General features: G+C 73.7%; 13 protein-coding genes. 9 read left to right on the top strand and 4 right to left on the bottom strand.

Annotated features, from left to right (window positions below; all coding sequences use genetic code 11):
- Together ECOMGDLI_RS28770 and ECOMGDLI_RS28765 are read left to right on the top strand one after the other, a co-directional pair.
- A partial coding sequence (locus tag ECOMGDLI_RS28770) for a YcnI family protein (RefSeq protein WP_088320276.1) occupies window positions 1-692 on the top strand: 692 nt, incomplete at its 5' end.
- A gap of 4 nt (window positions 693-696) precedes the next feature.
- Window positions 697-1,359, top strand: a complete 663-nt coding sequence (locus ECOMGDLI_RS28765) for an SAM-dependent methyltransferase (RefSeq protein WP_143448009.1) — start codon at window positions 697-699, stop codon at window positions 1,357-1,359.
- A gap of 27 nt (window positions 1,360-1,386) precedes the next feature.
- On the opposite strand, the gene ECOMGDLI_RS28760 is transcribed toward ECOMGDLI_RS28765, so the two are convergent.
- The 3 genes from ECOMGDLI_RS28760 to ECOMGDLI_RS28750 are packed head-to-tail and all read right to left on the bottom strand — an operon-like array spanning window position 1,387 to window position 5,130.
- Entirely contained in the window at window positions 1,387-2,205 is an 819-nt protein-coding gene (locus tag ECOMGDLI_RS28760; RefSeq protein ID WP_088320275.1) for an MBL fold metallo-hydrolase, read from the bottom strand.
- Window positions 2,206-2,248: 43 nt separating this feature from the next.
- The gene (locus tag ECOMGDLI_RS28755) at window positions 2,249-2,959 is read right to left on the bottom strand and encodes a DUF5317 domain-containing protein (protein WP_088320274.1); all 711 of its coding nucleotides are present in this window, start codon (window positions 2,957-2,959) and stop codon (window positions 2,249-2,251) included.
- On the bottom strand, window positions 2,956-5,130 hold the full coding sequence (locus ECOMGDLI_RS28750; protein ID WP_143448008.1) for a bifunctional diguanylate cyclase/phosphodiesterase: 2,175 nt from the start codon (window positions 5,128-5,130) through the stop codon (window positions 2,956-2,958). Before ECOMGDLI_RS28750 ends, ECOMGDLI_RS28755 begins: the two co-directional genes overlap by 4 nt.
- 603 nt (window positions 5,131-5,733) lie before the next feature.
- On the opposite strand from ECOMGDLI_RS28750, the gene ECOMGDLI_RS28745 reads away from it, so the two are divergent.
- The 4 genes from ECOMGDLI_RS28745 to ECOMGDLI_RS28725 all read left to right on the top strand — a co-directional run bounded on the left by ECOMGDLI_RS28745 (window position 5,734) and on the right by ECOMGDLI_RS28725 (window position 9,474).
- Window positions 5,734-6,354 carry a hypothetical protein gene (locus ECOMGDLI_RS28745; RefSeq protein WP_088320272.1) on the top strand — a complete coding sequence of 207 codons (621 nt, stop codon included), beginning with the start codon at window positions 5,734-5,736 and terminating at the stop codon, window positions 6,352-6,354.
- Between the two features lie 48 nt (window positions 6,355-6,402).
- Window positions 6,403-7,278: an SDR family oxidoreductase gene (locus tag ECOMGDLI_RS28740; RefSeq protein ID WP_088320271.1), complete on the top strand. Its 876-nt coding sequence runs from the start codon at window positions 6,403-6,405 to the stop codon at window positions 7,276-7,278.
- Between the two features lie 301 nt (window positions 7,279-7,579).
- Complete coding sequence (locus ECOMGDLI_RS28730) at window positions 7,580-8,131, top strand: hypothetical protein (protein ID WP_088320269.1); 552 nt, start codon at window positions 7,580-7,582, stop codon at window positions 8,129-8,131.
- Window positions 8,131-9,474, top strand: coding sequence for an HNH endonuclease signature motif containing protein (locus tag ECOMGDLI_RS28725; RefSeq protein WP_088320268.1), 1,344 nt, complete (start codon window positions 8,131-8,133; stop codon window positions 9,472-9,474). Before ECOMGDLI_RS28730 ends, ECOMGDLI_RS28725 begins: the two co-directional genes overlap by 1 nt.
- 27 nt (window positions 9,475-9,501) lie before the next feature.
- On the opposite strand, the gene ECOMGDLI_RS28720 is transcribed toward ECOMGDLI_RS28725, so the two are convergent.
- Entirely contained in the window at window positions 9,502-11,034 is a 1,533-nt protein-coding gene (locus tag ECOMGDLI_RS28720; RefSeq protein ID WP_255396032.1) for a trimethylamine methyltransferase family protein, read from the bottom strand.
- Between the two features lie 139 nt (window positions 11,035-11,173).
- Here ECOMGDLI_RS28720 and ECOMGDLI_RS28715 point away from each other — a divergent pair, with 139 nt between their 5' ends.
- The 3 genes from ECOMGDLI_RS28715 to ECOMGDLI_RS28705 all read left to right on the top strand — a co-directional run bounded on the left by ECOMGDLI_RS28715 (window position 11,174) and on the right by ECOMGDLI_RS28705 (window position 13,668).
- Complete coding sequence (locus ECOMGDLI_RS28715; protein ID WP_198955276.1) at window positions 11,174-11,962, top strand: IclR family transcriptional regulator; 789 nt, start codon at window positions 11,174-11,176, stop codon at window positions 11,960-11,962.
- Entirely contained in the window at window positions 11,959-12,627 is a 669-nt protein-coding gene (locus ECOMGDLI_RS28710; RefSeq protein WP_088320265.1) for a corrinoid protein, read from the top strand. Before ECOMGDLI_RS28715 ends, ECOMGDLI_RS28710 begins: the two co-directional genes overlap by 4 nt.
- A gap of 138 nt (window positions 12,628-12,765) precedes the next feature.
- On the top strand, window positions 12,766-13,668 hold the full coding sequence (locus tag ECOMGDLI_RS28705; RefSeq protein WP_088320264.1) for a dihydropteroate synthase: 903 nt from the start codon (window positions 12,766-12,768) through the stop codon (window positions 13,666-13,668).
- Window positions 13,669-13,705: the final 37 nt, after the last annotated feature.

The following is a 13,705-nucleotide window of genomic DNA, read 5'->3' as shown; positions in this document are numbered from 1 at the left end:
CGCTCGCCCTCGGGCTCGCGGTCGTCGCGGGCCCGGCCGCCGCGCACGTCACCGTGAGCGCGGACGACGACCGGCGCGGGGCGGAGGACGTGCTGCTGACCTTCCGGGTGCCGAACGAGGCCGACGACACGACGACCGTCAAGGTCGAGGTGAAGCTGCCGTCCAGGACGCCGCTCGGCTCGGTGCTGCCGGCGCCGGTCGCGGGCTGGACGGTCGCCACGAGCGAGGTCGACCTCGACGCGCCCGTCACGACCGACGACGGCGCGATCACCCGCGGCGTCGCCACCGTGACGTGGACGGCGGACAAGGGCACGAAGGGGATCCCGGTCGGCGGGTTCCAGGCGTTCCAGCTGCTCGTCGGCCCGCTGCCGGACGCCGACAGCCTGGCCTTCCCGACGGTGCAGACGTACGCGAACGGCGAGACCGAGAGCTGGGTCGACCCGGTGACCGACCCGGCGAACCCGCCGGAGAGCCCCGCGCCGCGGCTCACGCTGCGGGCCGCGGACGCCGACGGCGGGGGCGACGGGGCGGGGACGACCGCTTCGGGCCCGTCAGGGGCCGTAGGGGACGCCGCGGGAGACGGGTCCGGCGACGGGCCCGGGCCGTACGGGATCGCCGGCCTCGTGCTGGGCGCGGTCGGTGCCGTGCTCGGCGGGCTCGCGTTCTGGCGCACCAGGCGCCGGTCCGTGTGACGCCGTGGTGAAGCAGCACGACTGGGTCGCCTGGCACGCCGCCTACGACCGGCCCGGGTCGTCGCTGTCGCGGCGGCTCGAGGTGGTCCGGGAGCAGGTCCGGCACGCGCTCGACACCCTGCCGCCCCGGCCGCCGGCAGCGCCGCTCACGCTCGTCAGCCTGTGCGCCGGGGACGGCCGCGACGTCCTGCCGGTGCTCGCGGAGCACCCGCGGCGGGACGACGTCCGGGTGCTGCTCGTCGAGCTCGACGACGCGCTCGCCGCGGCGGCCCGGGAGGCCGTCGAGGCGCTCGGCCTCATCCGCGTCGAGGTCCGCGGGACCGACGCCGGCCGGGTCGACGCGTACCTCGACCACCTGCCGGCGGACGTCCTGCTCGTGTGCGGGGTCTTTGGCAACGTCCCGCCGGACGACGTCCGGCGCACCGTCGACGCCCTGCCCGGGATGCTCGCCGACGACGGCGTCGTCCTGTGGACGCGCGGCCGCGGCGGCGACGGCAACGAGCAGGCCCAGGTGATCCGGCGCTGGTGCGTGCGGGCCGGGCTCACCGAGGTGTCGTTCACGGCGCCGGACGACGCGCGTTTCCGGGTCGGGGTGCACCGGCGTCCGGCCGGCGTCCTGGGCGTCGCGGCGCCGCACCCCGGGACCTGCCTGTTCGCCTTCGCCTGAGCGGCCTCCCCGCCCGCCCGGCGCGGGTCAGCCCGCGAGCTCCCTGAGCGCCGCGACGACGTCCGTCGTCAGCGGGTCGCCGTGCCCGAAGAGCACCGTCCGCACGGGCAGCCGCGCGAGCCGGCCGACGGAGGCCTGCGCGGCCGCAGGGTCCGCGGTGTTCGGCGGGCTCGACCCCTGGAGGCCGTCGGTGTTCCGGATCGCGTCGCCCGCGACGAGGACACCGGTCTCCGGGTCGAAGACGCTCATGTGCCCGGCGGTGTGCCCGGGCGTCCCGACGAGCTGCAGCCCGAACACCTCGGCCCCGTCCTCGAGCGGGGTGAGCGGTCGCGGGGCGGCGGCGACCTGCTCGAGGTCGGCGGCACCGACGTACCCGGTCGCCGCGCCGGCCCGGGTCAGGACGTCGGGCAGGCTGCCGGCGTGGTCGCGGTGGTGGTGGGTGAGGACGACGTGCCGCACCCCGGCCCAGCCGGGCCCCGCGGCGTCGAGGACGGCGCCGATCGCGTCGGCGCTGCCCGCGACGCCGGTGTCGACGACGGCCGCCTCGCGGCCGCGGACGAGGACGTACGCGGAGACGAACCCGAGGTTGACCCGCGCCCAGCCGGGGGCGCCGTCGACACCCGCCTCCGGGGTGCCCGGGGCGTCGGACGACGGCTCCGGGGCGGACGGCGTCCCGGGTGCCGGGCTGGCTGCCGTCGCCGTCCCAGAACCGGATCCGGCCCCGGACCCGGGGGCCGACCCGTCGGACGAGCAGGCGCCGAGGAGGGCGAGCGCGAAGCCGCCGCCGCCGAGGCCGAGGACGACCTGGCGCCGGGAGGGTCCGTGGCCGGGCTGCGAGGTTCCCATCGGGTGACGGTAACCGCGGAGGAGGCCCCCGTCGACCGGTGCGTCAGCCGGTGAGGCCGGTCGGCGGTGCCCAGCCGGTGACGCCGCCGCGGCGGGCGGCGACCCGTCGCGCGGGCGGCCGCAGGCGTGGTGCGGCAGGCTCCGGCGCCGGTCGGACGAGCAGCCCTTCGAGGTGCCGTCCCTTCGCGTGCCCGCTCGCCCGGCCCTGCCAGGGGGCCGACCAGCGGGTGCCGCAGATCCGCAGCGACGCCCACCCGGCGCCGAGGACGATGAGCAGGTCGCCGACGCTGAAGACGTTCGCGAGCGGCCAGCCGGCGGGCACCGCGAACACGTCGCCGAGGAACGCCAGCCGCGGGTCCGCGACGATGCCCGAGTTCGCCAGACCCGCTGCGGTGCCGAGCGTCTCCGCCTCGAGCATGCCGGCCCGGGCGAGCGCGGCGGACGACGCGGGCAGGGTGCCGCCGTTGACCGCGATCGTCAGCCCGTTGGAGAGCGCGCCGAGGCCGAGGACGACGATCCCGGGCACCCGCCGGTTGACGACGACGAACGCCCCGGCGGCGAGGTAGGAGCCGACGTGCAGGGCCACGAGCAACGCCCGCGGCCCGGGCAGCACGGACACCGCGGCGAACTGCACGACGAAGGCCGCGCTGACCACCTCGGTGCGGCGCAGCCGCAGCACCGCGAACCCCCGGAGCCGTCCGCCCACGAGCAGCGGCGCGAGCACCGCGAGCAGCGCGCAGACGGGGACGATCACCGGGTCTCGAAGGAGAGCACGTCCGCGAGCGGCAGCGGCTTGGTCACCGGCAGCCGGGTCGCGGCCCGGACGAGGTCCGCGGCGACCGCCTCCGCGGCGACGACCTCGGCGGCGCTGAGGTCCACGAGGTCGCGCGGCGCGGCGGCCCCGGGCACCGCGCCGTCCGGCCAGGCACCGGCGGGCCGGGCGCCCCGGCCGCGGGCCGCGGACTGCGCCGCCGCCCGCCAGCCGGCCTGGGAGGCGGAGTCGAGCCACACCTTGAGGGCGGCGACGCTCATCGGGCGTGCGACGAGGAAGCCCTGCACCCGGTCGCACCCGAGCTCGCGCAGCCGGGCGAACGTCTTGTCGTCCTCGACGCCCTCGGCGACGACGGACAGGCCCAGGCCGTGCCCGAGCTCGACGGTCGAGCGCACGATGACCGCGTTGTTCTCGTCGTCGAGCATGTGCGTGACGAAGGAGCGGTCGACCTTGAGCTCGTCGGGCTGCAGCCGCCGCAGGTACGACAGCGACGAGTAGCCGGTGCCGAAGTCGTCGACGGCGACCCGCATCCCGGTGTCCCGCAGCTCCTTGAGCACCTGCATCGCGCGCCGCGGGTCGGCGGAGATCGTCGACTCGGTGACCTCGATGGTCACGCACGTCGCGGGGACGCCGCGCGCGTCGATGAGGTCGCGGACCATCCGCGGCAGCTCGAGGTCGGACAGCAGCCGGGCGGAGATGTTCACCGCCATCTCGACCCGGTGCCCGGAGGCGTGCAGGAGCGACAGCGTCGTGAGCGCCTCGGCGAGCGCGGCACGGGTGAGCGCGGCGACGACGCCGCTCTGCTCGGCGAGCGGCACGAAGACGTCCGGCGGGACGACGCCCTGCGAGGGGTGGTGCCAGCGCAGGAGCGCCTCGACGGCGACGACGCGGCCGGTCCGGGTGTCGACCTGCGGCTGGTAGACGAGGCGGAACTCGCCGCGGCCGACGGCCGCGTGCAGATCGGCGAGCAGGCTGAGCCGCTGGACGGTGTGCTGGTCGATCTCCGGCCGGTAGACCTGGATCTCGCCGCGGTTCTCCTTCGCCCGGTACAGCGCGATGTCGGCCTGCTGGAGGAGCAGGTCCCGGGTCGCCTGGGCCACGGGCTGGTGCGCGATGCCGATGCTCGCCTGGACGCCGATCCGGACGCCGTCCGCGAGCACCGGGGTGTGCAGCACGGTCGCGACCCGCTCGGCGGCGGCGAGGACGTCCTCGACCGCTCCGGCGTCCGGCAGCAGGACGGCGAACTCGTCGCCGCCGAGGCGGGCGAGCGTGACGCCGTCCGGCAGTGCCGCCCCGACCCGCTCGGCGACCTGCCGCAGGAGGTCGTCGCCGACGTGGTGGCCGAGGGTGTCGTTGACCTCCTTGAAGTGGTCGAGGTCGAGGAGCATGACGGCCACGTACCCGTCACCGCCGCGGCCGGCGACGAGCGCGCGGTCGGTGCGGTGGTGGAAGAGGATCCGGTTCGCCAGCCCGGTGAGCCCGTCGTGGAGCGCCTCGAACTGCCGCCGGGCGGCGACCCACGCGCTGCGCTGCACGCCGAGCAGCGGCAGCACGAGCATCGGGAGCATCCACAGCGAGAAGTCCGCGACGACGACGGCGACCGGCGCGAGGCCGAGCAGGATCGCCGACGTCATGCCCTGGACGCGCACGTCCTCGCGGAGCACGTCGAGCGCCGGCAGCCGCTGGTCGAGCGCGACGACGAGCGCGACGGCACCGTTGTTCACGAGGAAGAAGACGAGGGCGGCGACGACGGTGCCGGGGATGTCCGACGGCGAGAAGGAGCTGTGGATGTCGAGCAGCCCGTGCCCGGTGACGAGCGAGTACGCGGCCCGCGCGGCGCACAGGGTCACGACGTACTGGGCGACGTTGAAGGCCATCCGCAGCAGGCCCCGGCGGCGGAGCAGGTCGTCGAGGGCGACGGACAGGCCCTGCGCGAGGACGACGAGCGCGAGCGGCCCGCAGATCGTCAGCGCGAGGGCCCACGTCGAGGAGACCGTGATCTGGTCGAGCTCGCCGTCCCGTCGGGCCAGTGTGAGCGGCCGCTGCTCGGAGAGGACGAGGAGCGCGGTGAACGCGACGAGGTGCGCGAGGAGGTGCCCGGACGTCGGCAGCCTGGGGATCTGCACCCACAGCAGCGGGACCGTCAGCAGCACCGCCGTCACCGTGAGGACGACGACGTAGCCCGTGACCGCGCGCCGGGGGCGCGGCGGCGCGGCCGGTCGTGCGACGCCCGCGGACCCGGGGCCCGCAGCCCCGGGGTCCGCGGGCTGCGAGCGGCTGTCCGCTACCACTTCTTCCCGGCGCCGACGACGGCCACGACGGCCGTGAGGGTCACCAGGGTCCCGGACGCGCAGACCACGCGCGCCACGATCCGACGGCGAGTACTCACCACCACTTCACCCCGGCTCCCACGGTCGCCACGAGGGCGACCATCGTCAGCAGCGCACCCGATGCTCGAAGCAGAACTGCCCGAGTCATGACGCTCCCTCTCCTCCGAACGGACTACACACTCCGCAGTCACGACGTGACCGCCTGCATACATATAGAAGGGATCCAGGGCCGCCGCTACCGGTTTGGAGACATACCGTTATTGATTCCTCACGCTGTGGTCGCACAACGGGGCGAACGGGTGATCACTTTCAGTAGTGATCCCTTTCGGGCGCACCCGGCCGGTTCCGCGGGACGTTCGCCCCGGGGACGCCGCCGCCCGGTTGCGGAGGATGGACTGACGCCGGAGGTCCGCACCGGAGGTCACCATGGACGAGACGCACCCCGGCCGGGCGGCCGTCCCGCCGCTCACGCCGTACGCCGGGCTGCCCGAGTGGGCGCGCCGCCGCGAGTCGGGTCACCGGCTGCTCGCCGAGGCCTGGACGGCGAGCGCCGTCCTGTGCGTCGTCCTCGCGCTTACGTGGGAACGCCTCCTCGCCCTCCCCGCGCTCTTCACCCTCGCGACCGGCGCGACCTGGCTGTGGGGCGCCGTCCGCACCCGGTGGTGGCGCGCCCGGCGGCGGGCCGCCCGGCACCCCGTCGTGCGGGCCGGGATCGGCCGCAGCACCGCGCGCGGCCGGCCGCAGCCCGACGGCTGGCCCGAGACGGTCGTCATGGGCGCGGTCCACGTGACCGAGCACGGCTGGCGCTGGGTGCCGTCGCTGTTCTGCACGGACGAGGTCTCCCCGCGCGGCTGGCGGCACAGCGAGATCATCGGCCTGCGCTTCGTGCCCTCGTGGAGCCCCGGCCTGCCGCGCTCGGGCTACGTGCGCCTGCTCCGCACGAACGGCGGCCCGGTCGACCTGCTCGTCTGGGACCCGGACCTGCTCGGCCTCCTCGAACCGCTGCCGGACGACGTCCACGCGGCGACCGAGCACCGGACGCACTGACCCGTCGTCCGCACGCGCCCGCGGGACGCTGCTGGCAGGATCGCGGGCATGAGCGTGCTCGCAGGCCGGACGGTCGTCATCACAGGAGCGGCCCGCGGCATCGGCGCCGCCCTCGCCCAGGAGCTTGCGGCGCGCGGTGCCGTCCCGGCCCTCGTCGGCCACGAGCCCGACGAGCTCGCCCGCGTCGCCGCGCTCTGCGGGCCGCGGGCCCGCTGGTGGGAGGCCGACGTCACGGACGGCGGCCGGCTGTCCGTCGTCGCCGCCGAGGTCGCCGAGGCCCTCGGCGCGCCCGACGTCGTCGTCGCGAACGCCGGCATCGCCGTCGGCGGACCGTTCCTCACGACGGACGCCGCGGCGTTCGACCGCGTCGTCGAGGTGAACCTGCTCGGCTCGGTCCGGACGGCGCGCGCGTTCGGCCCGCACCTCGTCGACCGCCGCGGGTACCTGCTCCAGATCGCGTCGCTCGCGGCGATCGCCACGTCGCCGATGATGGCCGCCTACTGCGCGAGCAAGTCCGGCGTCGAGGCCTTCGCCCACGCGGTCGGCGCGGAGGTGGCCCACCAGGGCGTCGGAGTCGGCATCGCCTACCTGTCGTGGACCGACACGGACATGGTCCGCGGTGCCGATGCGAGCAGTCCCTCCGCGGGCGCCCGGCAGAAGCTCCCGCCGCCGTTCAACCGGACCTACTCGGTCGAGCAGGCCGCACGGGCGCTCGCCGACGGCATCGAGCACCGGCGGCGGCACGTGTACTTCCCGCGATGGGTCGCGGCCGTCGCGCCGGTCCGCGGACTGCTTCCCGCGCTCATGTCGGCCGCGGGCCGGAAGGCCGCCGCGGGGGCCGCCGCGGCGTACGACGGCGGGCCGGAGGTGCGGGCCGTCGGTGCCGGCGGGGCGGCTGACGATGCGGCGCGTGGGATCTCGTAGCGCGCCGCCTTGATTCGAACATCTGTTCGACATCGGGTCCGAGCTTCGCTAGGGTCGGATCATGGTCGAGGGGGTGTCGCAGGGTGCAGTCGGTGTCGCTGATCTCGACGGGCTGCCTGTGGACCTGTTCGGTGGTGGGATCCGGCTGACCGCAGCGGATCTGGCGGACTGCCCGGACCAGGANGGGCTGGGGCCCTTGTCGCACCCTTGTGGTGGGCTGTCGCGGGTGGACGGCGTGGCCTCCGGACGGCATCTCGAATATGTGTTCGACAGACGGCTGTGTCTGCAGTAGGCTTGGATCATGGTCGAGCGGGTGCCGCAGGGTGCAGTCAGGGTCGGGGTCGCTGATCTCGACGGGCTGCCTGCGGACCTGTTCGGTGGTGAGGTCCGGCTGACCGCAGCGGATCTGGCGGAGTGCCCGGACCAGGACGACGAGTTGCAGCAGGTTCTCGCGGCTGAGTATGCGGATCGGCTGGTCGACCAGTGGCGGACCGGTCCGGATGCACGACGGGACTGGGATGCCGACCTGGCCCGGTTGTCCGACCTGGTGGCGGCTGACACGCGGCGGGACGCGATCGAGCGGCGGGTCGTGCTGGACGGGGCGCCCGGTGCCACAGCACTCGCCGCGGCCCAGGAGGTGCTCGACGGGTCGGTCGCGTGGACGCCGGAGCAGGCCGCGACCGTGGGGTTCGTCGACGAGTTGCAGGACGGTGCGGTCGCGGGGTTCGCGGCCGCCCGACGCCTGGAGAGCCACGCCCTGTGGATGCAGGTCGGCCTCGCCGCGAAGGTCGTTACGGCCTGGATCGGGCGGACCCGGTCTTGCCGCGCCGGACCAGTTCGGGGCGGCTGGTGATGGACGACCAGGACGTCCTGGTCGACGGTGCGGTCGCCGTGGAGTTGGCGGTGGCGGCGGGGATCACCCAGAGCAAGGCCCATGCGCTCATCGACGCCGCGACCGCTCTTGTCATCGACGAGAAGCTCCCGATGACCGCCCAGGTTCTACGGCAGGGCCGGTTGGACTGGCCCCGGCTGCGGATGATCGTGTCCCGCACCCGCGAGCTCACCGTCGAGGCCGCACGAGCCGTCGAACGCCTCGTGTACGCCACCCGCGGGGTGCTGGACGGTGGGACCGGACGCTTCGACACCGCCCTGACCGCCGCGACGCTCGCCGTGGACGCCGAGGCGGAGGCGAGGCGTCGGCGGCGGAACCGGAAGGGCCGCCGGGTGAGCATCCAGACCGCAGACGACGGCACCGCCCTGTTCACCGCCGTCGGTCCGGGTGAGGCGATCACCGCCGCCTACAACGGCCTGGACGCCGCGGCCCGGTACCTGCGCCGGCACGGCGACCCACGGACCCTGGACCAGTTGCGGCACGACCTGTTCGTCACCGGCTGCACCAGCGGCTACCTCCCGGTGCCCGCGGATGTGCTGCCGGTCCCGGCCGGGTGCGTCCCGACCGACGCCACTGTGCCCGCTCCCGGGCCGGCAGCGACAGCATCACCTGGCGGCCGCAGTCCCTCCGGCGAGGAGCATGACGAGGGGTCCGTGCCGGACTGGTTCACCAGCACCTGGCCCGACGTCCAGGTCACCGTGAACGTCACCGTGTCCGCCGAGACCCTGATGGGCCTGGTCAACGACCCCGGCACCCTGCAGGGGTACGGGCCGATCCCCGCCGACGCCATCCGCGACCTGGTCACGCACGGCGTCTTCCGATGCGTCGTGGTCGACGGGGAGCACGGCACCGTCCTCGGCGTCGGGAAGAACACCTACACGCCCGGGTACGTCGCCAGTGAACGGCTGAAGCTCCTGGTCGAGCATGCGTACCCGACCTGCACCGGGCCCAACTGCGGGAAAGCAGCCTGGCGCTGCGACCTCGACCACCAGACGCCCTACGGTCACGGCGGCGCGACGTGCGAGTGCAACACCCGACCGTTGTGCCGCGCCTGCCACCGACTCAAGACCGCCGGACTCCTCGTCCCGCACCAACGCCACCACCCCGGCGACCCACCCGGCACGACCCTGTGGACCACCCGCACCGGACGCACCTGGACCGCACTCGCGCACGCCCCGCTGCCACATGCCCCCTCCCCGGCAGCACCGCACCATGCGGGCGCGACGGCTCCTTCCGGGACCCCGGCACGGCGAGCGCGCCCAGCGCCCGACGGGACGGACGGGGACGACCCGCCCCCGTTCTGAGCGCGGACCGACCGGGACCGGCCTGGCTCAGTCCCCCAGCTCGGCCCGACGCCGGGTCACGTACGCCTCGAGCTCCTCGCGGACGGCCTCGTCGATCGGCGGCTGCTCGTACTCGTCGAGCTTCTTGCGCCACACGTCGGAGGCCCGGGCCGCCGTGTCCTTGGCGCCGTTGCGCATCCAGCGGTCGTAGTTGTCCGAGGACGACAGGAACGGCCGGTAGAAGCAGGTCCGGAAGCGCTCCATCGTGTGCGCGGCGCCGAGGAAGTGACCGCCGTGGCCGACCTCCTCGTGCGCCCCGAACGCGAGGTTCTCCTCGGTGAACTCCAGCGGCGTGAACTCGGCCTGGAGCATCTCGAGGATCTGCATGTCGATGACGAACTTCTCGTACGACGCCACGAGGCCGCCGTCCAGCCAGCCGGCGGTGTGCATGACCCAGTTGATGCCCGCGAGGAACGACGGGAGCATCGTCATGAGGCCCTCGTACGCCGCCTGCGCGTCGGGCATCTGGGACGACGTGAGCCCGCCGCCCGAGCGCACCGGCAGCCCGAAGTGGCGCGCGATCTGGCCGGTGCAGAGCAGCCCGACGGCCGACTCCGGCGTCCCGAACTGCGGGCTGCCGGACTGCATGTCGATGTTCGACAGGAACGACCCGAAGACGACCGGGCTGCCGGGGCGGATGAGCTGGCTCAGGGTGATCCCGGTGAGCGCCTCGGCCATCTGCTGCGCCAGGGTCGCGGGGATCGACACCGGCGACATCGCGCCCATGAGCAGGAACGGTGTGATGACGACGGCCTGGTTCGCCGCGCTGTACTCGAACTGCGCGTCGAGCATGCGGTCGTCCCAGCGCAGCGGCGAGTTGCAGTTGATGAGCGAGATCGTCGCCGGCGCGGCCTCGATGTTCGCCCGGCCGCCGAAGAGGATGTCGGTCATCGCGAGCGTGTCGCGGGCGTTGACCCCGGAGACGACGTTGCCCATGTAGATCTTGTCGGTGAGCGTCTGCAGCGCGTAGACCATGTCGAGGTGCCGCGAGTCGAGCGGCGCGTCGTTCGGCTCGCAGATGACGCCACCGGCGGAGTCGAGCGTCGAGAACGACTGGGCGAGCTTGGTGAAGTTGCGGAAGTCGTCCATGGTCGCGTCGCGGCGGACCTCGCCCTCCCGGACGAACGGCGGGCCGTAGACCCCACCGAAGGCCATCGAGTCGCCCCCGATGTGGACCGACTTCTCCGGGTTCCGCGCCTGGATGTCGAACTCGCGCGGCGCCTTGGCCACCTGCTCGAGGATGAAGTCGGGGTCGAACCGGACGTTGTTGTCCTCGACCTTCTGCCCCGCCGCCCGGAACAGGTCCAGCGCCCGGTCCGACATGAACTCCACGCCGATGTCGGACACGAGCCGGCGCCAGCCCTTGTCGAGGACGGCGAGCGACTCCTGCGACAGGATCTCGTACCGCGGCATGGCGTTGCGGAACATCCGCACCTCCTGGTGCTGACGGGCGGCGGACGACGCGGGGGCGAGGTCCGAGGGGCTTCGGGGTGAAGTCTGGGCGCACGGCGGCCGATCGATCCCTTGACCCTCCGAGCGGGCTGATCCTACGCTTCACTTATAGAACGCCGGTTCCATGATATGGAACATCACCACAGCTGCATCAGTCGCGGACCGGCAGGACGATCCTCCCCCGCGTAAGAGCCCGAGGAGGTCGACCGTGCCCACCGCCCCTGCTGGACAGGCCGGCAGCCAGGCCGTCGACCGCGCCGCCGCGCTCCTGGCCCTCGTCGTCGAGTCCGGCGAGCCGCGGACGTTCACCTCGCTCGTCGAGGAGGCCGGGCTGGCCAAGTCGACGACCTCCCGCCTGCTCCACGCCCTAGAGCGCGGCCGGCTCGTGCAGCGCGACCGCAGCGGCTCCTTCCGCCCCGGCCCCGTGTTCGCCGTCTACGCCGCCCGCCAGCAGACGATGCACGACCTCGTCGCGCTCCTGCGCCCGGCGATGGACCGGCTCGCCGCCGGCACCGGCGAGACCGTGAACTTCGCGGTCCCCCGCGGCGACGGCGTCGTCCAGGTCGCCCAGGTCGACAGCCGGTACCTGCTCGGGACGACGAACTGGATCGGCGTGGACGACGTCCCGCCGCACTGCTCGGCCCAGGGCAAGATCTTCTACGCGTTCGGCCGGCTGCCGCTGCCGCCGCAGTCCGCCCTGCAGCGCCGCACCCCGAGCACGGTGGCCACGATCCCCCAGCTCGAGCGCGACCTCGTCGACGTCCGCCGCCGGGGCTGGGCCGTCGCGAACGAGGAGCTCGAGATCGGGCTCGTCGCGGTCGCCGCCCCCGTCCGCGCCACGGACGGCATCATTCTCGGCGCGCTCTCGGTCTCCGGGCCGACGGCGCGCATCCCCGCGGGCCGCATCGTCGCGGTCGGGGAGGCGCTCGTCGCCGAGGCCCGCAAGGTCTCCGCTCTGTTGGGGTACCACCACTCCGGGAAGGAAGGGGCCGCATGAACGGCCAGGACATCCTCAAGGCCCTCTACGACGAGACGCTCGTCGGCAACGCACCTCGCGTCCTCGAGCTGACCGCACAGGGTCTCGAGAGCGGCCTCGGCCCGGACGCGCTGCTCTTCGAGGCGCTCATCCCCTCGCTCGAGGAGGTCGGCGCCCGGTTCGAGCGCGGCGACTTCTTCGTCCCGGAGATGCTCATCGCCGGCCGGGCGATGTCGGGCGCGCTCGACGTCCTGCGCCCGCTCCTCGCGGACACCGGCGCCGAGACGGTCGGCACGTTCCTCATGGGCACCGTCAAGGGCGACGTCCACGACATCGGCAAGAACCTCGTCAACATCATGCTCGAGGGCGCCGGCTTCCAGGTCATCGACCTCGGCGTGCAGGTCTCCCCCGAGAAGTTCATCGCCGCCATCGAGGAGCACCAGCCCGACATCGTCGGGTTCTCCGCCTTCCTCACGACGACGATGCCGATGTTCAAGGCCAACATGAACGCGCTCGAGAAGGCCGGCCTGCGCGACAAGGTCATCGTCATGGTCGGCGGCGCACCCGTCACCCAGGAGTACGCGGACGCCGTGGGTGCCGACGGCTACGCGGCCGACGCCTCGACCGCCGTCCGCCGGGCGAAGGACCTCATCGCCCGCAAGCGCGCGGCCGCCGTCCCCGCCTGACGGCGCGGGCCCGCCCGCGGCCCGCCTCCCGACGGCAGCAGAGACGACAGACGAGACCGCCGGACGGCGTCCCCCACGGACGCCGTCCGGCAGGCCTCCCGAACAGACCTCCAGCACCTCCCCCGACAGGAGATCCGCATGCACACCGTCGTCCGCTCGGCGACCAAAGAGCTCGTCATCGGTCCCGACCAGCCGTTCTGCATCATCGGCGAGCGGATCAACCCGACGGGGCGGCCGAAGTTCCAGGAGGAGCTGCGGGCCGGCAACCTGACCCGGGTCGAGGAAGACGTCCGGGCCCAGGTCGCGGGCGGCGCGATGATGCTCGACGTCAACATGGGCGTCCCGCTCGCCGACGAGGCCGAGCTGCTCGCCCGCGCGGTCAAGCTGGTCCAGTCCATGACGGACCTGCCGCTGTGCATCGACTCCAGCGTCGTCGAGGCGCTGGACGCCGGCCTCGCGGCCTACGAGGGCAAGGCCCTGGTCAACAGCGTCACCGGCGAGCAGGACCGGCTGGACGCGATCCTCCCCCTCGTCAAGCGCTACGGCGCCGCGGTCATCGCCCTCCCCAACGAGGAGGACGAGATCCCCGAGGACCCGCGCAAGCGCCTCGAGATCACCAAGAAGATCGTCGGTGTCGCCACCGAGAAGTACGGCATCCCGATCGAGGACATCATCATCGACCCGCTCGCCATGCCGGTCGGCGCGAACCACGAGTACGGCAAGCTGACGATGGAGGCGATCTCGCTCATCCGCGACGAGTTCGACCTCAACACGACCCTCGGCGCCGGCAACGTCTCGTTCGGCATGCCCGGCCGGCACACCCTCGGGTCGACCTTCCTCACGATGGCCATGCACGCCGGCCTCACTACGGCGATCATGGACGCCCGCACGCCGCAGATGGTCGACGCGATCAAGGCCGCCGACCTCATGATGGGCAACGACCCGTGGGGCGCGAACTGGATCTCGGCCTTCCGCGCCAAGCAGAAGGCGCAGGCCGAGGCCGAGGCCGCCGCGGCAGCCGCCGCCCAGCCGACCACGTGACCTCGACCCCGGACGGGCATGCCGAACGAGACGTTGC

Source organism: Kineosporia sp. R_H_3 (assembly GCF_002198675.1).
Taxonomy (GTDB): Bacteria; Actinomycetota; Actinomycetes; order Actinomycetales; family Kineosporiaceae; genus R-H-3.
The sequence above is the reverse complement of the archived record's forward strand: the minus strand, read 5'-3'. Positions and strand labels throughout refer to the sequence as shown.

Bases quoted from the DNA above. Each gene is read 5' to 3' on its own strand.
- ECOMGDLI_RS28705 (WP_088320264.1), top strand. From the start codon at position 12,766: ATGCACACCGTCGTCCGCTCGGCGACCAAAGAGCTCGTCATCGGTCCC.
- ECOMGDLI_RS28725 (WP_088320268.1), top strand. From the start codon at position 8,131: ATGGACGACCAGGACGTCCTGGTCGACGGTGCGGTCGCCGTGGAGTTG.
- ECOMGDLI_RS28730 (WP_088320269.1), top strand. From the start codon at position 7,580: ATGGTCGAGCGGGTGCCGCAGGGTGCAGTCAGGGTCGGGGTCGCTGAT.
- ECOMGDLI_RS28740 (WP_088320271.1), top strand. From the start codon at position 6,403: ATGAGCGTGCTCGCAGGCCGGACGGTCGTCATCACAGGAGCGGCCCGC.
- ECOMGDLI_RS28745 (WP_088320272.1), top strand. From the start codon at position 5,734: ATGGACGAGACGCACCCCGGCCGGGCGGCCGTCCCGCCGCTCACGCCG.
- ECOMGDLI_RS28760 (WP_088320275.1), bottom strand. From the start codon at position 2,205: ATGGGAACCTCGCAGCCCGGCCACGGACCCTCCCGGCGCCAGGTCGTC.
- ECOMGDLI_RS28710 (WP_088320265.1), top strand. From the start codon at position 11,959: ATGAACGGCCAGGACATCCTCAAGGCCCTCTACGACGAGACGCTCGTC.